The sequence below is a fragment of the Bradyrhizobium sp. USDA 4501 genome, assembly GCF_054062115.1.
In genome coordinates, this window is the sequence record NZ_JBSSEX010000001.1 from 5883099 (window position 1) to 5906322 (window position 23224).

Annotated in this window: 20 protein-coding genes and 4 pseudogenes; 12 read left to right on the forward strand and 12 right to left on the reverse strand. The window is 60.3% G+C overall.

All coding sequences use genetic code 11. The annotated features are described in order from the left end of the window. Nucleotides 1-34: 34 nt before the first annotated feature. Nucleotides 35-211, reverse strand: coding sequence for a hypothetical protein (locus ACVWZM_RS27075; RefSeq protein WP_456855324.1), 177 nt, complete (start codon nt 209-211; stop codon nt 35-37). Between the two features lie 888 nt (nt 212-1099). Continuing rightward, a complete protein-coding gene (locus ACVWZM_RS27080; protein ID WP_256527838.1) occupies nt 1100-1234 on the reverse strand; it encodes a hypothetical protein in 135 nt (44 codons plus the stop codon). 652 nt (nt 1235-1886) lie between these two features. Between ACVWZM_RS27080 and ACVWZM_RS27085 the strand changes: the two genes are divergently transcribed. After that, nucleotides 1887-2069: a hypothetical protein gene (locus ACVWZM_RS27085; RefSeq protein ID WP_158074179.1), complete on the forward strand. Its 183-nt coding sequence runs from the start codon at nt 1887-1889 to the stop codon at nt 2067-2069. Nucleotides 2070-2467: 398 nt separating this feature from the next. Here the strand turns inward: ACVWZM_RS27085 and ACVWZM_RS27090 are convergent, their stop codons facing one another. Beyond that, complete coding sequence (locus tag ACVWZM_RS27090; RefSeq protein ID WP_456855325.1) at nt 2468-2782, reverse strand: hypothetical protein; 315 nt, start codon at nt 2780-2782, stop codon at nt 2468-2470. Between the two features lie 74 nt (nt 2783-2856). Here ACVWZM_RS27090 and ACVWZM_RS27095 point away from each other — a divergent pair, with 74 nt between their 5' ends. Beyond that, nucleotides 2857-3447 (forward strand): hypothetical protein, encoded by a 591-nt coding sequence (locus ACVWZM_RS27095; RefSeq protein WP_456855326.1) that lies wholly within the window; start codon nt 2857-2859, stop codon nt 3445-3447. A 24-nt stretch (nt 3448-3471) separates the two neighbouring features. Here the strand turns inward: ACVWZM_RS27095 and ACVWZM_RS27100 are convergent, their stop codons facing one another. Beyond that, nucleotides 3472-3654, reverse strand: a complete 183-nt coding sequence (locus ACVWZM_RS27100) for a hypothetical protein (protein ID WP_076826811.1) — start codon at nt 3652-3654, stop codon at nt 3472-3474. 268 nt (nt 3655-3922) lie between these two features. Then, nucleotides 3923-4207 (reverse strand): hypothetical protein, encoded by a 285-nt coding sequence (locus ACVWZM_RS27105; protein ID WP_076826812.1) that lies wholly within the window; start codon nt 4205-4207, stop codon nt 3923-3925. Nucleotides 4208-4479: 272 nt separating this feature from the next. Here ACVWZM_RS27105 and ACVWZM_RS27110 point away from each other — a divergent pair, with 272 nt between their 5' ends. From ACVWZM_RS27110 to ACVWZM_RS27120, 3 genes and pseudogenes are all read left to right on the forward strand, one after another. Then, entirely contained in the window at nt 4480-4671 is a 192-nt protein-coding gene (locus ACVWZM_RS27110; RefSeq protein ID WP_253638711.1) for a hypothetical protein, read from the forward strand. Nucleotides 4672-5142: 471 nt separating this feature from the next. Continuing rightward, complete coding sequence (locus ACVWZM_RS27115; RefSeq protein ID WP_456834781.1) at nt 5143-5484, forward strand: hypothetical protein; 342 nt, start codon at nt 5143-5145, stop codon at nt 5482-5484. Between the two features lie 217 nt (nt 5485-5701). Further along, nucleotides 5702-5935, forward strand: a pseudogene (locus ACVWZM_RS27120) (DNA polymerase/3'-5' exonuclease PolX); the annotation flags it as partial. Nucleotides 5936-7318: 1383 nt separating this feature from the next. Here ACVWZM_RS27120 and ACVWZM_RS27125 read toward each other — a convergent pair. Together ACVWZM_RS27125 and ACVWZM_RS27130 are read right to left on the reverse strand one after the other, a co-directional pair. After that, nucleotides 7319-7756, reverse strand: a complete 438-nt coding sequence (locus ACVWZM_RS27125) for a hypothetical protein (protein ID WP_076826817.1) — start codon at nt 7754-7756, stop codon at nt 7319-7321. Between the two features lie 769 nt (nt 7757-8525). Continuing rightward, a pseudogene (locus ACVWZM_RS27130) lies at nt 8526-9153 on the reverse strand (PHP domain-containing protein); the annotation flags it as partial. Nucleotides 9154-9470: 317 nt separating this feature from the next. Between ACVWZM_RS27130 and ACVWZM_RS27135 the strand changes: the two are divergent. The 6 genes and pseudogenes from ACVWZM_RS27135 to ACVWZM_RS27160 all read left to right on the forward strand — a co-directional run. Then, nucleotides 9471-11681: an ATP-binding protein gene (locus ACVWZM_RS27135; protein ID WP_076826819.1), complete on the forward strand. Its 2211-nt coding sequence runs from the start codon at nt 9471-9473 to the stop codon at nt 11679-11681. A gap of 586 nt (nt 11682-12267) precedes the next feature. Further along, nucleotides 12268-12411 (forward strand): hypothetical protein, encoded by a 144-nt coding sequence (locus ACVWZM_RS27140; protein WP_016844177.1) that lies wholly within the window; start codon nt 12268-12270, stop codon nt 12409-12411. Nucleotides 12412-12779: 368 nt separating this feature from the next. Continuing rightward, complete coding sequence (locus ACVWZM_RS27145) at nt 12780-13145, forward strand: hypothetical protein (protein WP_456855327.1); 366 nt, start codon at nt 12780-12782, stop codon at nt 13143-13145. A 1068-nt stretch (nt 13146-14213) separates the two neighbouring features. Beyond that, nucleotides 14214-14696, forward strand: a pseudogene (locus tag ACVWZM_RS27150) (IS5 family transposase); the annotation flags it as partial. A gap of 891 nt (nt 14697-15587) precedes the next feature. After that, the gene (locus ACVWZM_RS27155; RefSeq protein ID WP_456855328.1) at nt 15588-15833 is read left to right on the forward strand and encodes a hypothetical protein; all 246 of its coding nucleotides are present in this window, start codon (nt 15588-15590) and stop codon (nt 15831-15833) included. Between the two features lie 822 nt (nt 15834-16655). Further along, nucleotides 16656-16847: pseudogene (locus tag ACVWZM_RS27160) on the forward strand (epoxide hydrolase); the annotation flags it as partial. A 395-nt stretch (nt 16848-17242) separates the two neighbouring features. On the opposite strand, the gene ACVWZM_RS27165 reads toward ACVWZM_RS27160, so the two are convergent. The 3 genes from ACVWZM_RS27165 to ACVWZM_RS27175 form a co-directional block, all read right to left on the reverse strand. Next, complete coding sequence (locus ACVWZM_RS27165; protein ID WP_456855329.1) at nt 17243-17776, reverse strand: hypothetical protein; 534 nt, start codon at nt 17774-17776, stop codon at nt 17243-17245. Between the two features lie 94 nt (nt 17777-17870). Further along, nucleotides 17871-18368 (reverse strand): Hsp20/alpha crystallin family protein, encoded by a 498-nt coding sequence (locus ACVWZM_RS27170; RefSeq protein WP_456855330.1) that lies wholly within the window; start codon nt 18366-18368, stop codon nt 17871-17873. A gap of 84 nt (nt 18369-18452) precedes the next feature. Beyond that, nucleotides 18453-18902 (reverse strand): Hsp20 family protein, encoded by a 450-nt coding sequence (locus ACVWZM_RS27175; protein ID WP_253589127.1) that lies wholly within the window; start codon nt 18900-18902, stop codon nt 18453-18455. 23 nt (nt 18903-18925) lie between these two features. On the opposite strand from ACVWZM_RS27175, the gene ACVWZM_RS27180 reads away from it, so the two are divergent. After that, entirely contained in the window at nt 18926-19096 is a 171-nt protein-coding gene (locus ACVWZM_RS27180) for a hypothetical protein (protein ID WP_158074180.1), read from the forward strand. Nucleotides 19097-19375: 279 nt separating this feature from the next. On the opposite strand, the gene ACVWZM_RS27185 is transcribed toward ACVWZM_RS27180, so the two are convergent. Together ACVWZM_RS27185 and tnpC are read right to left on the reverse strand one after the other, a co-directional pair. Next, nucleotides 19376-20008 carry a MarC family protein gene (locus ACVWZM_RS27185; protein ID WP_301322286.1) on the reverse strand — a complete coding sequence of 211 codons (633 nt, stop codon included), beginning with the start codon at nt 20006-20008 and terminating at the stop codon, nt 19376-19378. A gap of 1620 nt (nt 20009-21628) precedes the next feature. Further along, nucleotides 21629-23200: an IS66 family transposase gene (gene tnpC / locus ACVWZM_RS27190; RefSeq protein WP_456855331.1), complete on the reverse strand. Its 1572-nt coding sequence runs from the start codon at nt 23198-23200 to the stop codon at nt 21629-21631. Between the last annotated feature and the right edge of the window lie 24 nt (nt 23201-23224).

Consider the following 23224-nt stretch of genomic DNA (forward strand, 5'->3'; position numbering starts at 1 on the left):
ACGAACTGCTTCTGGCGGTTCTTCAGCGCGGCCTTCACAATCCAAGGGAAGCGCTTCGTCCAGTCATGCCGCCCTTCGTGATCAGCCGGACGCGGTCTCCGTCGCGCTCGACGCGCAGGCGGTAGCCATCGTACTTGATCTCGTGGAACCACTCCGGGCCGGCCGGAACCAACTTTCCAACGGTCGGCAGGCAGAACTCGAATTTAGGCATGACCGGCACATGGGTATGTGTTGCCGGTTTTGGGAATCCGCAGCAGAGGCCCCGATGTGGCGCTTCTCCGGGGCCTCGGGTTCTCGGCCTGGAGAGGAGGAGTTAATTCAAACTCCCATCGACGACGGCGTCAAGTCTCGGGAAAAAGCGGAAATTGTCTCGCCGGGATTCACATGGTTTATTTTCGGACCGGAGCGTCGTTTGGGATGATCCGAGCAACAGGGCAGCTAATTTTCATTTCGTATTTTTTCAGCCCTAGAACGACGACCGTTGCTTCCTGGCGAGCGGCTCGGCGATCCAGCTTGGCCCCAGCATGATCCGGATGCTGGGGTCTCTTTTATGAGTAGGAACGAAGCGCAAGCATTGGCATTGGTCGCCCTGTTCAGTGCCGCACCGCTACAGGCACCGAGACGCCCAGCTACACACTGGCCCCAGCTTCACCGCTGGGCCCTTCCTTATTACGCCGTCCAGACAGGACACTTGCTGGGGCCGTTTTCTGTTAGAGGCCGCCAATTGGGGCAGCCTACACAGGCCTAATTTTCGTTTTCAGCTTACGATCGATCAGCATCTCGGCCCGGCGCTTTGCTAGTTCTGCCAATCGTGTGCGCACGGTATGGCGGGTGGTTTCTCCGCCGATCTCAATGATGATCTCGAACTGATCATCATATAGGCGTTTTACCTCGAACGTGACGCCCCTGTGGGTGAAGGTGCTTGCCATACGCAGGGGATAGCAAATCGATGTGCGGTCCTTGCACCGGGATGCTACGGGAAATTGTCCCACTGTAGGAATGGAGCCATGCAAGGCCGCTTGCGGAGGTGGCCTTAATCTCCCGCGTCGCTGGTTAGCGGACTTCCTAGGTCGAGGCCTTCATGGTCCGCTCGACCTCATCAGCTAGCTCCCGGTGGTGGGCCGCCAGCTTGGCAAACAGTTCTTTCTGTCGGATTGGTCGCCAGCTTGCTGATCAGCTCGCACTCCTCCGCTTCGACGCGAAGCTTCTGTAAGTGCGCCTGCATGTCCTTCATTTTGGGCTCCCGTGCCGAGATGTTATCACGGTTCCTGCCGACAGAATCTTGGAGAAAGTGGCAATTGCATAAGGGCGTGCTAACGTTGGTTCGTCGGGTCCGCACCCGACCATCCCGCTGGCCTCAGCGACGGCCTTAAGGCCCCCAAAGGTGCTGGGGCCTTTTCTATGGCTGCTAGGAACGAACGTAGCCGAAGCTTGTTCGTCTGTCATCCGAATGCAGCTCTCACCATCCCGCCGACCAAACCGCATTCGGACAGTGTGCGTGGAAAGCCGATGGCCCCAGCGTGCTCCCAAGCGCTGGGGCCGTCTCTTTACTTCAGGACACCCAATGCCGGCGCACTTCTCCGGGCTCCATGTTGAGCGCTAGGACGTATTCTGCGGCGAGCTGTCGCTGATGAGGCTAACAACCCATCCTTCCGGGATGATTAGGAACAGGCAAGCGCGAGGGCGGTTATCGGCAGGTCCGCATGCTTTCCCCCGAGGCATCGGACACCATGGAGCCACGAACCCCAGCGACGCGACCGCTGGGGTTTCTCTGACCCCGGTCACGCGAACAGGTCTTGCCGGCCTGCGGCGTACTCCACGTCAGCCCAATACTCAGCCGGCGTCGCCTTGTCCTGTTAGATCATAGAAGGCATCTGGATCTAGGGGTGCAGAAGAGAAAGCAGGCGCTGGCGAAGCCTCTCGCGATCAAGCTGTACTTCGCGCATTACCGCAAGCTCGGCTTCAATCTTGCTCGTGTCCTCATTCAGCCGCCTACATTCGATGAGCTGCGCTTCTTTCTCCGCCAGCCGCCTTTCTCCTTCGACTGTCGCGAATTCAATCTGCCTTAACTCGTCAATGATCGGCTCTTTGTACATCTCGTTGCGATGGCTGAACCGTGCGTCATGCTCGTTTGTCTTGCAATCTCCAAACGGCTCAACAACGCTTCAAGTTCCTAATGAGCCTAGCGATAGGGGGAACGACCGCAAGCGCTGCACCTGATGTGCGCCGAGTTTTCAGGCGAGTCCCAATCCAGGCAGATCGGCGAGCTTCAGCCGGCCGTTGTGCTGGCACCCGACGCAGAACATGAGCACCGTCTTCCGCCGTTGCGATCGACGGGGCCGGACAGTAGCGGAGATGACGAGCGGGCTTGCGGCGCTAGGGCATGCGCCAATGATCGCGAATATCTCGCGCCGAGTGAAGCCGCTAGAGTTCGCGACCGCGATGCGCAGTTATCGCTAGCGATTGGTCAAGTGGCGGCGTCCTTTTCAGTCGAGGGGCCGCCTAGCTTTTTCATGATCCATTCCATGGCTGGATTAGGATAGCGAGAGTCCGTCGAATTGACATCCATTCGAGTGGCTGGGTTGAACGTCAGTTCGTAGAACGCCGTTGCCGCTATCCCTTGCTCTAGCTCTGGTGCCTGCTTCTTGAAGCCATCGACCGATGAGGCCACGGAGAATTTGTAAGCGTAATGCTGACGCAGTCTAAACAAGCGTTCATGACGGGCGCCGGCAAAACGAACTAACCAATGCCAAGAACCCCAGCCCAAGCGCTCCGCGGGCATATCGAAAATGGTCGCGTCGGGCTAAGCGGCTGGCGGATGATCTCGAGCTTACACCCAAGCTTGAGCACTATGAGATGGCTCAAAAGTGCTATCGAGATGCGCAGCATGGCATCGGTTTAGTGCGGGCCAGAGATCTCTCCGAACTTGCTGTAAAATCGATGGCCTCCATGGCTTTTGAGGGGGCGGCCTTGGGCGACGCCAAGGCGCAGTATCGCCTGCGCGACGAGAAGCAGATCGTCGCATGGTCCGTCGCGTTCGATCTCATATTGCTTGCTGGTAACCCGGTTGCCGCCTCAGCGTCGAATCGAGGAGGGCGATCACCGCAGGGCACTGATCCGGCTTTGGAGGCCATCGCAAAACACCAGCAGGCGGACGCGGACCACAATGCAGCCATCACGGCGACCGACGCCACCGAATATCGCTCTGAGGCCTATTGGCAGGCCGACGACCATCAAGGAGCATGCTGCCATGCGGAGGCCGATGCAGGTTGGGATCTGGCCAGGACAATTCCGACGACGTTGGGCGGCGTTGCTGCGGTTCTCGAGTACGTGAAGCAGTACGAAGACAAGGGCGAGGAATGGCCCAACAGTGACTGCATCGGTCGGGAGGGCTGGCATTATCAGCTACGGCAGATGATGGCCACTGCAGCCGTCAACTTAGCCTAGCGTGAAGGCGAGGCGCCCGCCGGTTCACGCCGGCGGGTTTTCCCCTGGCTCAATTTCCATCGTTTCCGGTGTTCGACGGTGGCGCGCGCTATGTTCGGCCATGGCTTTCACCGCCTCATCTTCGTCGGCGCAAAAAGCGATGCTTCGCCGATCGGCAAACACGAGCCACTGACGAAGGCCAACTTCCCTGATGACATACTCGGTCATTTTCGAGCGTCCCGCAGCGAGTGGGCTGCATCTTATGCAAACGACGTTGCTGTTCCATTAATCAGAGCCGGCCCAGACGGTGAGCGCGGGCGGCGGCCTGGATCTGATCAAAAAGTACGCCGCCGGGCTTGAATGCAGCATCCCGGCGGCGGTCTTCCAGCTGGCCCTGCGATCCCAGCAACACTGCGGTAGCAGGGCGGTCACACACGCGAGTGATGCAGATCAATCTGCCCGCCGGATGATCCTACCGACGGGCTTTTGCGCGAAATCACCAGCGGCGATAACCGCCGTGATAGCCGTAACCCCTATGATAACCGTAGCCCCTGTGCACGTATCCGTAGCGACGGACGCCGTAGCCACGATAGCCGTAACCGTAGCCGTACGGCCTGTAGACGGGCGCCGTGCGGACACAGCCGTTCGGGCCGCAGACTACGGCGACGTTCTCGATGTTTGAAGCGGGAGAAAGTGTCGCGAGCGGCATCGCTGACGCGCTTCCTGCCGCAGCAAGGCTGCCGAGCGCAGCAAGTCCAACAAGTGCAAATTTAAGCTTCATGGTTTCCTCTCGTGGAATCTAAGGCACCCCACACTGTAGGAAGTTGAACGTGAATGCTGGATGAGCAGGCCAGCCGTTTTTGCGTGATGAAAATGCGGCATGCTTGTGCTCTGCGCGGGGTGTCCCCAAGCGGTCCCCTAGGAGTATCCGGAACGATGAGGGCGCCAAGGTCAGACTAGCTAAATGCGACAACGAGCAGGCCCGAGCACAACAGCACAAGGCAGGTCGCGATTAGCGCGAGGAACCCATCGGACACGAAGTCATGATTACGCATGACACACCTCCCTGTCGCGGAAGGAAGCTGGTCCGAATTTATTAAAGATTTCGGAATCGAGTTTTTGAAGGGCGGGCAACTACTGTCTTTGCTGCCCAACTTCACGAAAGCCGTGTGGATCATCGAAATAGTCCCAAGAAAAGACGCCGCCGGTCTCAAAAATACACGCCCGGCGGCGTTTCCTTCCTGAACCGGGGGCCCTGAAATCCCCAGCGCAGAGTCAACCGCAGAACCTGTGGCCTCGGTGATCGGCCGAAGGGCACTTCTTGTTACGCACTGTGATGTTGCGAGAGGAGCAGGAACAAGTGGCAATGTCGGGAATCTTACACAGGCTCCCGCGATAGGTTGCCCCCGACCGGGAGTTTAAACGGCCTTGGCGTTCCCCGCGCCAGGGCCGCTATCGTTGTTGTGCGGCATCGCCATCCTCAGGAACAAGTGGTCGGGCCAATGAGTCCCTTCATTGCTCCCGGAGGCAGGTGGCGCGCTCGACCGGGAGTCTGGAATGGCGGCCTCGGCGCGCCGCGTCGGGGCCGTTCGTGTTTGTGGGCTGGACTGTGGGCTAATTTCGGTAGCTTAGATTAATTGTATTGTTTTCAGCAGCTTAGGTGTGTATTGATCGGCTGATGCCGCAGCGGCGCCGACTACCGCAACAACTGTTTCCTTGGCCAGTCCAGATGCCGAGCTGATCGACCTGGGGAGCCGGTTCGTCGAAATATCGCGGCTTCGGGATGCCGCGAACGATGAAACGGGCCGCCTGGTTGAGATCGCCCGCTGGTCATACCCGCCCGGGACCTATCGGGACGCGTGTCTGCGCGGCGAGGAGGCGCGCAGCGCGTACAATGCAGCTATAGCCGACGCTAACGAGCAGTCGGGCTTAGCAGCGGCGCAAGAGGCGTTTGATGGCGCCATGGATCAGTTGCGCGCGCACTACGCCCGCATGATCGCAATGCGCCCGACGACGATCGACCATCGCTTCGGCGGTATTCCATTTCGAGTGGGATAGGGTCGAATACGCCGAGGGGGCCATCGAAGACGCAGCGCTCGCCGTGCTGGTCGCCGGCCTACTCGATAAGTCACTTCCGGATCATCTGCCAGTGTCGAGGCGGAAGAGTGCGAACTAATCAGCAAGCTCGCGACCAACGCGGCAAAGAAGGCGCTGTTCGCCAAACTGGCAGCGCATCACCGAGCACTCGCTGACGAAGTCGCGCGCGCAATGATTCCTGCGAGAGGATGCGCAGCGCACCGCCTTGCGAGGCGGCAATCCCCACAGGCCGAAAGCCTACTCTCGGGCCGCCGACAGCCTGGCGGCTCTTGCCGTCCCGCTGGACGTGCTCATCGCCGAGGATCGTCTTACGGAGATCCCGGGCGTCGGCAATGCGATCGCCGACATCATCACCAAGCTTCAGAAGACGGGCAGTCATCCCAGCCTCGAAAAGCTGCGGAAGGAGATCCCCACCTTCGCTTTCGCAGAGCTTAAGACGATGCCCGATGCGATCCGGCAAGGTCGGCAGGTGATGCCGCCGCAGAAGGCTTCGACCGCGCTGGTCTCGGCGGCGGCAGAACCGACGCCGGAAATGCAAACTGTCTTCATGCTGCGCTCTGCGTGGTTTCGTGACGAGCATGGGCAACGGAAGTTCGCGGGCCAATACGAAGATGCGACCATGCCGATCGCAGCGGCACTCCGTGCCCTGGACCAATGCATCGCGGTCGACGTGACCGATCCGCGCCGCGCACAGCTCTGTGGCGTGCGCGGCGGGGACTTCAATCCGCAGGCGGCTGATGTGATCGATCTCGACACCATCGAGGAGCCGATGAGCGCGACGCCCGTCGAGCTCGATCGGGTGCTGCGCGATGCCGTCTTCACCGTGATCGACCGCAGCGCAGATGCGCGCACGATCCAGATTGAGGTGCCGCGCCTGTGACCGCGAAAACCGCACCTCCCGGCTGGGCCATCGCATCGAAACGCGTATCGACGGCTACATCGCAGCGCGGGGAGACCGCATCCCGGTCGCCGTGGCGAAGATGATCGCCCGCGCTACGCGGCAGCCGGGGCATGGCGCCGTCGCAGCTAGGGGAATCCGATTCCCTCAACGTGTCGCAGGTCTGAAGCCGGGCGACCAGGATGCGGCGCGGCATACGGCTACAATAAACGTGGTCCGGATCGTGCCGACGGCTCGGGAGATCGCCCAGGCCGGGACCGTTGCGGATTGGCCGGCATTGTTCGGGCATCAACAGCGCGACGGCGCGACAAAGCGGGTTGAGGAGCGCCGATGATCACCTTGCCGATTACACGAAGCCGATCCGGATTCAGCTGAAGTCTGAGGCCAGCCGTTGCTAGGCTGCAGCGCTCGGTGCCCGCCGCGGTCGAGAGCGCTCTCTGGGATGCCTGATGGAGGCATAGCGACGACTGCCAAGGCGGTTCAATGCGACCTGGTCCTCCATGCAAGGGGGATGGTTCGTGGTTGGGTCTGAAACGGCCACAGCAGCGGTCGAACTGGCCTTGGTGCGCATTCGCTCGTTGGCAGCCATGGCATGGCACGACCAGCTAAAACGGCAACACCGGGAATAGGAACAATCCCTTAACCGGTCGGTTGATCGTCTGTTCAGTGCCGACCGTCATCGGCGTTGAACAAGGGATGACGTAGAAAACTTGGTCTCGGCACTTAACCGTCTCGTGCTGAGGCCTTCCTTTGCGCGAAGCGATGCGATTTGAGAGAAAGCTGTATGACGCCTAATGAACGCCGTGACATGCCATGGATTATTGGGGCTGCTGCTTTGGCTTTTGTCTTGTCGATCGTTGCCGGCGGCATGACGTACTTCCGGTAGCGGCCGGTCGGTTAGCCCGGGCGAGTATCGGGACCATTCACGAGTTGGCTCTCTAGCTCGGAAGCGCGACTTTCCAAGTCATTCATCTCGAGCCGGATTTTGAGAGCTAAATCCGTGTCCTTGCTTTGCTTAGCCAGGGCGAGATCCGTCTCTAACTCGCTCAGGTCCATCAAAATCTTCCCCAATTCCACGCTCGTCGCATAGGTCGGATCATCTTCAAGGTGGCTGTATCGGCTCCCGACCGCTGTACGAGATCGAGCCTCCTCATCGCGTTCGCGGTCGCCGATTGCGGAGAGAGCGCTTTGCGGGCTAGCGTTCTCGTGACGTTCATCGGCGATATGTTGTCTTTGGCTATCGCGCTCACGCCGGGTTTTCCTCGCCAGCAGGTAAACGACCATCACAGTGGCTAGGCCGATAACGATCGCAATGGCTGGACCGATGACGCTCATTTGTTACACCCTTATCCTTCTCCACAGGTCCAGACCACGAACTGACTTTCGACGCAGCCGATATTTGCTCGCAAATCAGCTTGAGTGAATAGATGCGCCCGCGGCACAGCCGCGGAGGGTTTACCGCGCGTTTTCAAATGAGCACGCCAGAAGACGTTCCAAAGAAGAGAGAAACAGATGGCGCACGGGATCAAAATCGGCTGCTGCAAGAAAGGCACGCCGAACAAGTTTTCAGGGCAGCTGAGCGCTGACCGAACCCGCGCGGTATCGCCAGGCGCGACCGTCCCGCCGGCCCGCACCACGCCAAGCACCCCGGATTTGAACGGAGGGTCAGTTTCCGCCGACGAGAGCATGTGCCGCTTAAGGCCGGCTCGGAAGCGGTCCATGAGGACGCACGGCGTCTGGAGGCCAGTCAGCTCTATGATCGCCGTGGGTCCGAGCTTGATGAGGGACCCGAGCGGCATTCGCTCAAGGTCCAGGCCGGCAATATGTTCTCGGCGAGATCGCCCGCGCCGACGTCGAAGCCAGCTTCGAGAAGGGATGCGAAGATTTCGGATTGGATCAGATGGACCTGTCGGAGATTGGGTAGGCGGGGCTGGCGGCGGGAGAGATAGCGGTGCCGGACGAACGCCGGCGTGGGCGTCGCCTTCGACGCCGTGACCTTCCACCAGGACTATGCAGTCCTGCGTCGGTTTGCTGAAGTGGTGCCCGCGGTCAGCCGCGACCGCCACCACCGTTCCTTCGAGCGAGTGGTCTTGTGCCAATGGCATTAGGCGACGCGGAAGAGCGAGCGCCGCCTCTGGCCGAGGTAGCGCGTGATCTCGGGAAGCGTCATCGCGTTCAGGACCCTGTCCGGCGGCACACCGCCTTTGCGCGCCATCTCTACACCCCAATGCATGTGATTGAGTTCAGGCGCCGAGTGCGCGTCCGGATTGATGCTCATCATGCAGCCGAACTCGAGCGCCGCCTCATGCCAACGCCAGTCTAGGTCAAGCCGCCATGGGTGGGCGTTGGTCTCGACGGCCACGTCATGCTTCACACATGCCTGCAACACTTTCTCAACGTCGATTTCGTAGCCTGGCCGCCGCTGGATTTGCCGTCCGGTCATGTGGCCGATGATAGTGGTTTGAGGATGCGAGATGGCCCGGAGCATGCGCTGCGTCTGGGCCTTGTCGGTTCAATTTGAACCGGCCGCGAATGCTCGCGACCACGAAGTCGAATCGCTCCAGCACGTCGTCGGCATTGTCGAGCGACCCGTCGGCAAGAATGTCGGACTCGATTCCTTTGAGGATCCGGAAATCCTTGCCGAATCGCTTGTTCAGCCGGTCGGCTTCCCTGTGCTGCTGCGCGATCTCCTCGACAGAAAGACCGCCAGCATAGTGGCCGCACGTGGAATTGAGCATCAGCCGAACGCCAGCTCAGGCGGACGGCGTCCATCACCGAGGTCGGACAATTCCTGCGGCCTTCCGTCATGGAACCTGAAAAGATGGCTAGGGAAGGGCCGTGATGCGGTTCTTTGTTCCGCATTGTGTTGACGTTCTGAACGAAATTTCGTGCCCCCACCGTACCCGCTCGAAAGGGAACTCACCCCTGGGACCCTGCGTTGGCCAAGTGTACTTCTACAGCCTCTGGGGGCCGTCAAGAAAGTCGAGCTACTGACGCCGGCCTGCCTCCTTCCGGGATGTGGCATCCGCACTTTTGTCAGGGAGCATCGATGATCGAAGCTGACGACCTCACAAGCGCGCCCGATGAAATCAGCGCGGCCCAGTGGCGTCAGATCGTCAATGGCGCGACTGATACGGCCATCATCAGCGCCGATGAACGCGGACTCGTTACCAGCTGGAATACCGGCGCGAGCCGGATCCTTGGCTGGAGCGAACCCGAAATGCTCGGCAAGTCCTTGGACCGGATCTTTGCCGCAGACGCTGGCCAGGCGCAGTTGCGCAAAGAAATGGAAGATGCGACCGCGCACGGTAGGGGCGGCGGCGAGGAAGGCTGGCGCCTCCGCAAAGACGGGAGCCGTTTCTGGGCGGTGGGCGAACTGAGCCCGATCCGCGAGGGCGGAAAGATCGTCGGTTTCGTCAAGATCCTGCGCGACCGCACGATCCAGCGGGAGGCCGAGGAGATGATCCGTGAAGAGCGGCATTCGCTCGAAGTGCTCAATCGTGCCGGATCGGCCCTTGCCCTCGAGACTGATCTCCAGCGCCTGGTGCAAATCGTAACGGATGCGGGCGTCGAACTCAGCGGTGCCGAGTTTGGGGCGTTTTTCTACAACCTCACCAACGAGGCCGGCGAAAGCTACATGCTCTACACGCTTTCGGGAGCGCCGCTGGAGGCATTTTCGAAGTTTCCGATGCCGCGAAATACCGAAGTGTTCGCGCCGACCTTCAACGGCGAGGGCATCGTGCGCTCCGACGATATCACCAAGGATCCCCGCTATGGCAAGAATGCGCCGCGTCGAGGCATGCCCGAAGGCCATCTGCCCGTCCGGAGCTATCTCGCCGTTCCCGTGATTTCGCGGACGGGGGATGTGATCGGAGGCCTGTTCTTTGGCCACGGCAAGCCTGGCGTCTTTTCGGAGCGCTCCGAGCGGGGCCTCTCGGGGCTCGCCGCCGAAGCGGCCGTGGCAATCGACAATGTCCGTCTTTCGCAGGCGTCGCACCGCGAAATCGCAGAACGCAAGCGCGCCCAGGAGGCGCTCGTCGAGTTGAATGCCACGCTGGAAAAGCAGGTGATCGAGCGCACCGAACAGCTTAAGCGCAACGAGGAGGCGCTGCGGCAGTCCCAAAAGATGGAAGCGGTGGGGCAGTTGACGGGTGGGGTCGCCCACGACTTCAACAACCTCCTCCAGGTGATCATGGGAAATCTCGACACGTTGCAGCGTAATGTTCCTTCGGATTCCGCGCATCTGCAGCGCGCCGTGCGTCACGCGATGAATGGCGCCCAACGGGCGGCCTCGCTTACCCAGCGCCTTCTCGCGTTCTCGCGCCGCCAGCCCCTCGATCCCAAGCCGATCGACGTGAACGTTCTGGTCAACGGCCTTTCCGAGATGGTCCATCGCACGCTCGGCGAGACGATCGCCGTGGAGACCGTGCTCGGCGCCGGGTTGTGGCGCGTGGAAGCCGACCCCAATGAGCTCGAGGCTGCCATCCTCAATCTCGCCGTCAACGCTCGCGATGCCATGCCAAATGGGGGAAGGCTGACACTTGAGACCGGTAACGCCCACATCGACGAAGCCTATGTCGCGGCACATAGGGAAGTGGTGGCGGGCCAGTACGTCGTCATATCGGTCACCGACACCGGCGTTGGCATGGACCGGCAGACCGTGGCGCAAGCGTTCGAGCCCTTCTTCACGACGAAACCCGTCGGCAAAGGCACGGGACTTGGGCTGAGCCAAGTGTATGGCTTCGTCAAGCAGTCGGGCGGTCATGTGAAGATTTATTCGGAACTTGGGCAGGGCACCACCGTCAAAATTTACCTGCCTCGCCTGTTAGGCGACTCGTCGGATGACACCACACCTGATGAGACGCTCAATCCGGAGGCGACCCAGGAAGAGACCATTCTCGTCGTCGAGGATGACGCCGACGTCAGAGCCTACTCTGTCGACAGCCTCCGCGAGCTCGGCTATCGCGTGCTGGAGGCCCATGATGGGCCGGCGGCTCTGCGGATTCTAGACCGGCAACCCCGAGTGGATCTCCTGTTTACAGACGTGGTCCTTCCGGGCGGTATGACGGGCGCGCAGGTCGCTGCTCAAGCCAGAGCCATCCGCCCCTCCTTGAAGGTGCTGTTCACTACCGGATATGCCCGCAACTCGATCATTCATCACGGCCGGCTCGATAAGGGCGTGCAATTGATCGTCAAGCCCTTCAGCTTCAATGAACTGGCCGCCAAGGTACGCGACGTGATGGATCAAGTCGAAAACTGAGCGAGGGGGCGCGCAGCAGAACGAGTTGGTTTTTCTGCCGTGACACGACAAGGATGATCATCGGCATCGAGCATTGGCCGTGGCGGCACCGATCGGGTCAAGTCAGCGCGGCGGCCGACGCTCGCCAGCCCACCGCATCTGACTTCACAGGGTCAACCTCGATCGTAACCTTTTCCGTCCTGCCGCAGGTAGAGCACTCGAACGTACGGTCCTCGAATCCCCGCTCGCCGGAAGAGATACGCGACAGCGCGAGCCCGTGCTTGCACACCGGGCACATCGGACGATCGTTTAGGGACTCCATGCGACTGGTCTCGAAGGCAACATCGCAGGCGCTGCGGAGGACGGTTCGACTCTTACGCCTGGAGGAGGCCGCCGCCTTTGGTTATCCTCGCGAGCGCTAGTTCTGAATAGCGGGCCGTGAGACCTTTGGCTATCCGCGACAGGCGCCGTAGTTCAACGGCCGGCGACGGTCCCTGCAATTCAATGGGGCAGCACTATTATCCTTCGACCTGCCCCGGTCGCCGCTGAAACCGCCGACGTCCGCCGACGTTGCTTTCAGGAGGTGGGTCGCAACGAGATTGCTCCGATGCTGGGGGGCGTCGACATCGGTCCGCAACACAGCGGGTCAATTGTGCGGGAATCGGCGGGCGGCTGCATCAAGGAAAAGCCGGAATTGTCGCCCGCCCTGCGTCTGCAATTGGAGCGGCTCCCGAAAACCGAAGCCCCCTGACTCGGCCCCCTCGGCTCGCCGATCTGTGATTCACGCGGTAGCCGTCGCCCGCCCGGGGTCGGTGATGCGATACTCGATATCTCCGGATGGAAGTGGTTCGGTTTCCACGTGACCCGGCTCCACGAGCCGCGCCAGATTTCGTGGTCGAACGTCGGCGGGTTGACCAAGGATTCGCCGGGGAGCTTCCTCAGAAAATCGCGCTTCAGATCGGTCAGCTCCATCTTCGCGCTCCTCTGCGATCTCTTCCGGGCGCCGCTGCGGGACCCGGTCGGCGCAAGAAGGACTCGATTCCGGAACCCGACGCGGTTCACCTGCAGTTCAGGCCGGAACACCTAGTCTGCATGGGGCGTTGCAGAAAGAGGGCCGTGATGGGTGCACCCGAGACTTTCGATGCCATGGCCATCGTCGTCGATTTGCTCAACGCGTGCCGGGACCGGCGAATATCCGATCTGCTCGGCCTGTACGACGAAGACACCACTGTGGAATGCTGCGAAGGCGGAAGGTTCGAGGGCAGGCGGGCATTGCGTTCCTATTGGACGCTGAGGTTGGCGGATCAGCCTCCCGGCCCCTTCCAGATCGAGGCGATCGTGCCGGAAGACGGCGGCATCTACCTCGAGTACCGCGATGCAGGGGGACGGCTGTTCCGGACGCGTCTCCGCTTGAACGCCGCCGGCAAGATCGTGCACTTGACCTGCAATCCGCTGGTCACCAACGATGAGGCGTTTACGGTTTGATGCCGTGACGACTGTCCGTTCGCGGCGGCCTAAGCCGACCGCTCCATTGCGCCGTCGCCCCTCGCGTCTGCTCGGTCGCTGTGCCGGGATCGCGCGTTCGAGCAGGCGTGGCGGAGGCGCGGTCAGTGCATCGGGCTGCGGCGGCGCGGATACAGCTGAGACCTCCGGCGCGACCGGCTGGGGGGCCGACGATTCCGCAACACTGAGGATCTCGCGGCCGGCGTCGGTCAGCTGCCAGCCCGTTTCGTCCCGCAGCACCAAGCGCGGCCCGAGGTCCAGCATCCTCACGAAGGTCCCGCTTTCGTGATACTCGAGCCAGCCCCGATCCTTCGCGTACTCCAAGCCAGCCCAATACTCAGCCGGCGTCGCCTTGTCCTGGTAGAGCATCGGATAGTTGATCTTTTCGATGCAGATCCGGCCGATCCTGGATCGGCTCGAAGGCCCGAGCGTGCTCCATGATCCTGCGCGCGGCTTTATCGGATTCGGAGTAGGGGCGGTCGCCAACGTGTTTCATTGCTATGAATTTAGAGAGTTAGAAACGGCCGCAGCAACCTTTGGGGGCCAAGAGGCAGTCGCTGGGGCCGCTGTCTCGGCCGGTTCGCTCCGGCCGACTCGCGAATGAAACCGTGTCAGCTTTGCACGAGCAGAGCAATTGCAACGATTGCGAAAGGGCAAAGCCCCAAAAGGACGATGCCTACGCGGACGAATGTTTCGGCCATGGCACACCCCGACAGTGCAGCATTTGTCACATAGCTTAAGCCCCGGGCGTCTCTCGCTGAAAGCGCAATTTATGCCGGATGCACGTAGCCCGAATAGGCTATAAAACCGCGCGTCCAAAGCGCTCCTCGCAGACGCTAGGACTTATTGTTTTAATGTCTTGCGTTCAAATCGGCGGGAGAGCCGCCGACTCGGCCCCAAGGGGCTGCATGGAACTTCCGCCGCAAAAGCCACTAATGGCGAGCCAGATTGGCAGGTTCCTACCTTCGAGATGCTTGTCGATTGTCCGTTTCGCTGCAGCGATCGCTTCCTGGGTACGTTGATAGGTCATTGTTCTGATCGTTTTCCGCCAGCGAGAGTGCGCCAACCACGCAAGCTGGCGGACCGCGCGGCTACGATGCAGGCAAGCGCATCTACGGCCGCAAGCGGCACATTGTGACTGATACCAATGGCCTCCTCCTTGGGGTTCATGTTCATCCCGCCAACGTTCAGGACTGCCATGGCGCCGTACCGCTGCTGAAGAACGTGCGGATGAACTTCCCCCGGCTGCGCCACGTCTTTGCCGACCGGATCTACCGCGGAAATCAACTCCTCGACGCGCTCTCAGACTGCGGTCCATGGACTGTCGAGATCGTCGAGCGGCCTCAAGGCGTCAAAGGCTTCCAGCTTCTGCCGAGGCGGTGGGTGGTTGAACGCACATTCGCTTGGTTCGGCAGATGCCGCCGCCTCGCCAAGGACTTCGAGGCGACGGTGGCAACCGAAGCTGCCTGGCTGCTGATTGCACACATCAGGCTCCTGACCCGCAGACTCGCGGCTGCAGCTAAGGTTAGGTGATTTATGAGTCAGACTCTAAGAAGGAGTAGGCTCTGGGCTTGACCGAGGCCTTGGGTCGAAGCTGGCACCGAAGCGCTAGCTGTCGTGGGATTGAAGGTCGCACGCGACGCAAAACAAGCCGCTAGGAATTCGCCATTCCGCGCAGGATACGCAAGCGTGGGTCAAGGCGCGCCGCCGGTCAATGAAAGAGTTTTTCGAGCTCCACGAGAATATGCATATGATCCTTCGTGGTAACCGTCATCGCGCGCTGCGACCGTGTTGGATCTTGTCGGGGTTGACTGGCGAAATGGTGATCACGATTGCGGGTTGGACCACGCAGACAATGGACACCGCCCGACATTGCCGGGTGGGTGGCCGCGGGTCGATGCTGAACTCATCGGGCTCGCTGCGAAGTTTGAGCCGTTAGTGCGCGAATACTACGCGCGGCATGCAGAGTGGGCGCGAAGGCAAAAGCACTCGTTGCATTCTGGCACGCCAGTCCGCTTTGTACGGGTGATCGCGAGTTCTACTTTCAAGACGAAGCCGCCTTTCAGAATCTGTTCGTTGCAGTCGCTGAGTTCTGTGGGCTTGCGGGTAGTCATCGGGCCACGGGGTACGCAATGCCCGAGTGGCCGAACGTCGAGCAGCAAGATGAAGACGACGAGGCGGCCTGAAACGGGCTAGCTCGCACTGGTTCAGGAAAAAGACGCCGCCGGTCTCAATAATACACGCCCGGCGGCGTTTCCTTCCTGAACCGGGACGCTGAAATCCCCAGCACCAAGCAAACTGCAGGGGCTGTGCCACGGGCCAATGACGCATCAAGTGCGCGTGATATGTGAGGCCGTTCACACGCGATCATCGCAAGTCGGCCTAACGCACCGATGGGTGGCAACTCGGTGTCGGAGAATTGTGATGCCGTTTTTCAGCAGCCAAAGCTTGCCGTCAGCAGCCGCCGCTTCAGTGCTCAGTATTCTCGTCGTGGGAGCGCTCGCCTTTTCGGCCGTTGGTTATGTGGAGTGGTCATCGGGCGTTAATCTGACCCATTTCATGGGCCGGACTGCCGCGGATGCCTCAACGCTGGTTCTACCGCTCAAGGGGCGAACAGGTTGCGAGCAGGGCAATAGGCCGCTGCCCGCGCTTTCTCTACCGCTCGAATGACGCCGACCTAAAGCGACAGCGCCCAATCTACCAAGTAGGGGGCCTCATCGCCTGCTGGCGACGTGCATCGGCGAATTTGTGCCTGGCTCGGGCGCCCCCATAGTTGCCCATATGGCAATGCCTATGGCGAGCGCTAACAGCACGGTCTTTGTAGCAATCTTGTCGCCAGACATCTTGAGACGCCTCTCATGCGTCAGCGTGGCAAATCTCAAAAACTACGCCGCCGGGCCCGAAATGGTTTGTCCCGGCGGCGCCCTGTCATTCCCAGCGCTAGGGCCCTGAAATTCCCAACGTCACTTGCTTAACAGGTACCCGGAGTGACGGCTGTTGCCTAACTCACACAAGGTCCAAAAGAGGAGCCGACGCTCAGGGCCGGTGCGCCAGCTCCTCCGAAACGTGACCGTGCTGCGTCCCCAACGGTCCCGTCCCTCAGAGAAGCCTGCGCCGATCACGTTGCTGATTTGCTAACGCCTCGGGAACAAGTGGGAATGCGAAGAGTCAATTCGTTGCTCCCGCGATCAGGTGCCCCCCCGACCGGGAGTTCAGTGGCGACCCTGGTGCCCCCAGCGCCGGGGTCGCTTGTATGCGTCCCCCTGAGGCCCTCGGCAAGTGCGCTGCTACGTCGAGTGCAATTCAGGCTGCCGCGGATGTACCGGCATTCTGCCTGAACCGAGGTGGCTCTTGCTCACCGGCGCCCGCGCCCCCAGCAGACGAAACGACGGCCTCAGCGATCCCCAAGCTGGGGCCGTTTTCGCGTTTTGTGTGTAGAATTGGCCGCGGGCGCGGAAGACACGCCATCGGGGCCCGGGCTGTTGCGGCGAACAGGGAGGCGATTGGGGAGCGTTTGTCGTCGACCAGATGGGCTTACAGGCACCTGCGGGATTGCTTGCCATCCACACCAACATGCCCGCCACCGTTCCAGCCGACGTCGACAAGGCTTTCAAGGCCGGCAACCCACCGCCGTCCAGTCTCTCCGCAGAGGAACGACGCGCCTATGAACAGCTGGTCAGAACTCTGGCGCGAACATGCTCACCGGAGGTCACCCATGAAAAGATTGGAGGCGATGCGCCAGTTTTCGGCGTAGCTCGAGTGGTAGGCTTTAGCCCACGAGCGATGGGAGTGCTGCGGTCACCATTGTCAATTGGGGATTGGAGGACGTTTCATTAGTGCTCGACCAAATGCGCCGATCATTGCTGCCGCCTCATGATCTCCACGATCATCGAGAATGCGATGAAGCGTGCTCGCACTTTCTTGGAATACGGGCAAAAGCGATGGGTCACGTTCGCACAAGACACCTGCGATACACAGTGCAAGGGCCTCCACACCCATCTTCGCTTGAGCTAACGGATCTGCTGCCATCTTTTCCTGCCTTCATCGACAGTTTATTCGTACACTGCGCGGTCCCGGGCTCAGTTTTTGTGATGACGCTCGCTCCGGGAGGTGATCAGGCCCTTCAATTCCTCGACAAGACGCCGCCTGATGAAGCTGCGTTCTGCGTCAGTCAGTTGAGTGTCCAACAGCTTTCGGTACCGCCGTACATTTGCTTCGCGAGTCCACCGAGCATCCGCGCGGGATACTTTCAACGGCCGATGCCGCTTCGTCGCAGCATGTCGTTCGGAATCGCAAACGGCGCGCACCGGCTTGCTCAACCGAGGCAGCTGCATCGCCATTCCGCCGCGCGGCGGCGGATCCTCCTCGTCGTCCAGCCGCTTCAGCGCCGCCAGGATGTCGGCAAGGCGCAACCGGTGCGGAATGCCGGGCACCTCCCGAAGAGCCGGTTGGGATTCGACGACGTACATATCCGACGCCCAGGACGAGAGGATGACACGCTTCTCGTCCGTCGAGAGCCCAGAGTCATTCAATACATCGCCCGGTGAATTGTAGTGGGATACTGAATGAAATAGCGACTCATTGATGTTGGCATTGCGATTGACATGGCTCATGTCGTGCCTCCTGTTTCTCCTTTCGCCCAGAGGCGCGTTGCTGAAGGCTTGGATATAGAGGTCGGCGACGGTCGTACGCCGCCGACCTCTGGCCTTAGTTGCTGTTGATCGCGATACGCTTGACGTTCGACCGTGACTGCTCGGACCTCGGTAGCGTCACGGTGAGGACGCCGTTCTTGAAGTCGGCCTTCGCCCTATCTTCCTCGACGCCATCAAGCGGAATCTGGCGCTCGAAAGAGCCGTAATATCGCTCGCTGACGAACTTGGAATCGTCGCTGCGTTCTGCTTTCCTTTCACCCCGGATTGACAGGATGCCATTGGCAATTTCAACCTGGACATCCTTTTCGCTGAGGCCTGGAAGCTCGGCGGAAACCGTAACCTCCTTGTCGGTTTCATTCAGTTCAAGGCGTGGCCAACTAAACTGGCCCTCCATCAACGGAGCGTTGATGCGACCGAATGAGCCGAAGCCGCGAAAGGCGTCATCGAACAGACGGTTCATCTCACGGTGAAGCGTGAGAAACGGATCGAATGCCTCTCGTCCGGTTGAGAGTTCTTGCCCTTTGCCCCAGGGAACGAGATCCCGAATACCCATGATATCCTCCTTAACTTGACATGCAGCTGGTCAGCGCACGGACGGGTACCGTCCGTGCGTGTTTTGGCCCAATAGGAAGCGGGCTCAGGCCGCCTTCTGCGTGATTTGTCCGCCAGGAGCGCCACTTCCGATGGCAATACGCCGAGGCTTCATGGCCTCGGGGATTTCGCGCACGAGCTCGATCCGCAGCAGACCGTTCTCGACCATTGCCGATTTGACCTGCACGTGGTCGGCGAGGCTGAACTGTCGCTTGAACGGACGCGCCGAGATACCCTGATAGAGGTATTCGTGCTGGTCCTTGTCGCCCTTGCGGCCTTCCACGGTCAGCACGTTCTGCTCAGCCGTCACCGAAATCTCGTCCTGGTTGAAGCCGGCCAGTGCGACCGAGATCTGGTAACGGTCCTCTCCGAGCCGCTCGATATTGTAGGGCGGGTAGTTGTCTTCGGACCGTTGCTGGGTTTCGTCGAGAAGATCGATGAGGCGGTCGAATCCAATACTCGAACGCCACAGGGGAGCGAAATCGTATGTCCTCATAGCCAAGTCCTCCAGAGAGCAAGATGGATACGAAGGAGCGCAAGACGATCGGTGCAAGACACCTGTCCGGCGCCCTGGTTGCTTTGCCGAGCCCAACCTGGCGCCCGGCACCGCCCGTAAGCGGCAAAAATCCAATTAGAAAAACGGCGATCAGTTTCAAGAGCGTTCGCAAAAATTTTTTGGCTTGGTTTTAGTCGGGTTATTCCGGCCCGCGCACCGGAACCGAGTTCGGGCAGTTGGCTCGCGAGGGCACGCCGGCCATCTGCGCCGGGTCGGGAGACCGCTCAATGCTGAATCTCGCGCGGGAACGGAGAAGTTTGCACTTTGTCCCCGGGCGTGCCAGTCCCATTGCGGTATTTCCATTTGCTCTGGGGCCGGCTGCCGTGCAAAGGCTCACCACGAAGGCACGCGTCATGTGAGATCCGTTGCGCAGCCGGCGCGGAAGCCTAGCTTGCAACTGACCTGTCAGAATTTCAGCCGGCCAATCCGGGCAATTCGCTCCGCAGGCCAGTCATAATGAAGTTCACGCCTATCGCCGCTACAATGAGCGCCATGGTGCGGGTCATAACGTTGATCCCCGTTTTTCCCAGGAACCGCTCAATCGCCGCCGCCGTCCAGAGTGTCAATCCGATCAGGAATGTTGCGATGATTGACGCCGCAGCAAGCAGCGCCTTCGAAAGCCAACCAGGATTATCATTGGAAAGGGTGATCATGATGCCGACTTCGGCTGGTCCGACGAGCAAAGGGAATGCAAACGGTGTTATCGCCATTCCATGGATATCTACCTCGCTGCTGTCAACTCCGCTGGATTGCAAGAATTTCCCATACTGTGCCTGAAACATCTCGAGCGCGATGACCAGTGCGAGCAACCCGCCCGCGATACGAAAGTCATCGAGGCCGACATTGAAGAAGCCGAGGATCTGCTTGCCGAGGACCGCGGCCCCCACAAAGAAAACCGCAACCGCCGTGCATGCCAAGACGATGATACGATGGATATTTGCGCTTCGCGCCTGCCGCGTGATCGCAAGAAAGACTGGAATGGCTCCGACCGGATTCGTCAGCGCATAGAGCAGCATCGTGATTCCGACGAACTGATTCCAAAGCATAGTCGCAGCCCACCTTGGACAGCTGAACGCCGCCGCCCTCAATCCTTTTCGATGGTAATTTGTGACTCAGCTGCGAGGCCAGCCAGCCAGTGAACTCACTATTGTACGACGCAAAACGTCATCTGGAATGTCGGCGGATTTACACACGATAATGCGTGGCGCCTCGCTACGACCGGCCCAGACCAGGCTGTATTTGTGAATTAAACCGCCCGACTTGATGCTTTCAAGGGCCTCGGTAAGTAAATCGTGAAGCTGTGCCGTCATGATGGAGCCCGCAGTTAGGTGCCCGACGTCTCCAATTCAGTCATTTCCAATTCGCAACATCGCGCGAGAGAGCTCGAGCTCACTGATTGCCTGGCGCAATGCCGGCGGGCCGCACTCTTGTCGCCGTTCGCACAGGCTGCGCTCAATTCAGCAAGGTGTCGACGCGCCGTGTCCGCGTGCGCCACAAGATCCGCAGCCCCTGCAAAGCTGGATCCCCGTTTCGGGTCCATGGTCAAATTGTCTCCGAGGACCTTTCGGCAAGCTGAAGCTTGCCCACAACAGACGATAGGAGCAGAGTCAGCCATTTCAAGGGTTCTTGGCTGTGGTCGCAGCCCGGAAGGCTTGTGATTGTAGAGCCGACCGCCTCGAGATCATCGTTACGAAGCAGCGAAGCGAGCCCACTGACTCGTCAGGGGTATTCTGTGACCCCGCAGCACAGCTATGCGCTCGACTTGGTCGCGACGATCACGCGGCTGCAGGCATCGTTGCCGACCAAGCTGGCGGTGCGCTGCCCTCTGGGTGCCGAACCGCGCGATCGCGACCAACATCTCCAAGCCGGTGCAATGCGACATGATGCCGATCAAGCGGGCAGGTGGGTGGTACGAGGCGCCGGGCGCGACGATGGAGCGGGCGGTTCGGCGCGACGATGCTTTGGCATGATTATCTTCTGCGGAGATGGCGAGATCAGGCAGCGTGACAAATGCATAGCGAAAGTGTCATTAGGAGACGAATGAGTATTTTGAACCGTTTGAGTATTTTTGAATGAAAACAATTATTTACGCGAGTAACGTGGGATATAGAAGCCCGCCGCTGCCCCTAGTATTTATTCCTCATCACCGCACGGCTTTGGGTATCTATCGGTGATGAGATCGCCGTCAACGCGCTCCCGCCTTGTGCAACGGAAAGGAGTGCGCTGTGGTCATCAAGCGTCGCAATCGAACGAAACATACCAAGACATTCGAAGAGAGATTGGCCGAGGAGGCCGCTCGCTTCAGGGTCGCTGCTGCGCAGCTCCCGCCGGGCACTCAGCGCGAGCTATATCTCCGCCGAGCGCGTCAGGCCGAAACGGCAGCCCATATCAACGAGTGGCTGACATCGCCAGGGCTACAGCCGCCTAAGGCGCTCGAGGACGTACACATGAGGAAGTAACATGACCCCCAGAGAACGCCGTGACATGCCGTGGATTATTGGAGCTGCCACTTTGGTTTTTGTCCTGTCGATCGTCGTTGGCGGCATGACGTACTTCCGGTAGACAGCCGGCCGTGTGGAGCGTAAGCGCGATTTTCCCCGCACGTCGACGCTGGCGGTTTGGCGGTTTTTGATGGATTGCCCCAGTATCGGGCGATACCGGGCCGTTCAGGCAGTTGCGGCTTTGTGGAAGTTGAAGGGCAGCAGGTCGGTAATATCGGCGTCGTCCGCGCGCTGAGGCAATTCGGTGAGGACGTGGCGCAACCACGCTAACGGCTCGACACGTGAGGCGCGGCAGGTCAGCATCAGGCTGTAGACGACGGCACTGGCCTTGGCTCCGTCGACGGTGTCGCTGAACAGCCAGCTTTTTCGGCCAGTGGCAAAAACCCTGATGTCGCGCTCCAGAAGATTGTTGTCGATCGGCATCCTGCCATCTTCGGTGTAACGCGTCAGATAGTCCCATTGGTTCCGGGTGTAAGATACGGCGTCGCCAAGCTTGCTGTCCGGCAGGACCTTCGGGGCGATTTGATCGAGCCATTCCTTGAGGGCGTTCAGGACAGGAATGCTGTGTTGCTGGCGGAAGCGACGGATGCATTGATCCGGCGTTTCGTCTCTGTCCGGTTTCTCGTCCCGCGCCTGCCTTTCAACCCGGTAGAGCTGCTCGAAGAACCGCAGCGCCTGCTCGGGCGGCCCGCCGCCCTTCTTTCTCGCTTTGAGGGCGTCGACAAAACGCCGCCGGGAGTGGGCCATGCATCCAATGTGGGTGGCCCCTTCCAGCGTGCGCCATGCGCTATAGCCGTCACTCATCACGATGCCACGGTAATCGCCGAGGAAGACCTGCGGGTGGATTTGGCCGCGGCCCGGCTGATAATCCAGAAGAACGATCGGCTCGTGACTATCCTTGCCGCTGCGATACGCCCACATGTACGATGTGCTGGTGGCCGCTTTGTCCTTCTCCTTGAGGACCTGAACCGTCGTCTCGTCGCCATGGATGAGAGGCTGCGATCTGAGCCGCAGCTTCAGGGCGTCATAAATGCGATGCAGATGCTTCTCGCTCGAGCCGATCACCCAGTGGCCCAAAGCGCCGCGGCTGACAGGAACGCCTGCGCGTTCGAAGGCCTGCGCCAAGCGGTAGAGCGGCGTGCCGTCGACATATTTGTGAACCAGCGCGAACGCCAGCGTCGAGGCCGTGGCAACGCTGCCCGGCAACGGCTGCGTCGGCATCGGCGCGGTCACGACAGGGGCGTTGATCCCGGTGCGATCGCAATGGCGGCAGGCATATTTGAAGCGCACATTCTGTAAAACCTTCGCCTTCACCTCGATATGAAGTTGCTCGGTGACAGCCTCGCCCATGCGATGCATCTGGCCACGGCAGCAAGGACACGCCTTCTGATCGTCGGGCAGGTCATACTCGACGCGCTCGCGCGGCAGGTTTGCCGGCAGCGGCCTGCGGCCGCGCTTCTTTCCCGTCGTGCTTTCGACCGATGGCAGACCCGTGTCCGGAAGTTCGGCGGTATCGTTCGTTTCGCTGCCGGCGTCATCCTCATCGGCGGCCTGCTCGGCTTCATTGAAGAGACGGTCGACGTGCTTTTCGCTGCGCGGCGCAAAACGATGCAGGCGTGCCAGCGCCAGTTCTTCCTCCAGCTTGACGACGCGCTCCGTGAGCTGACGATTCTCCGCCTCCAGCGCGGCAATGCGCGCCAACAGCACCTCGACACTCGGATTGCCGGTTCGATTCATCGGATTCTTGAATCTGAACCGTTC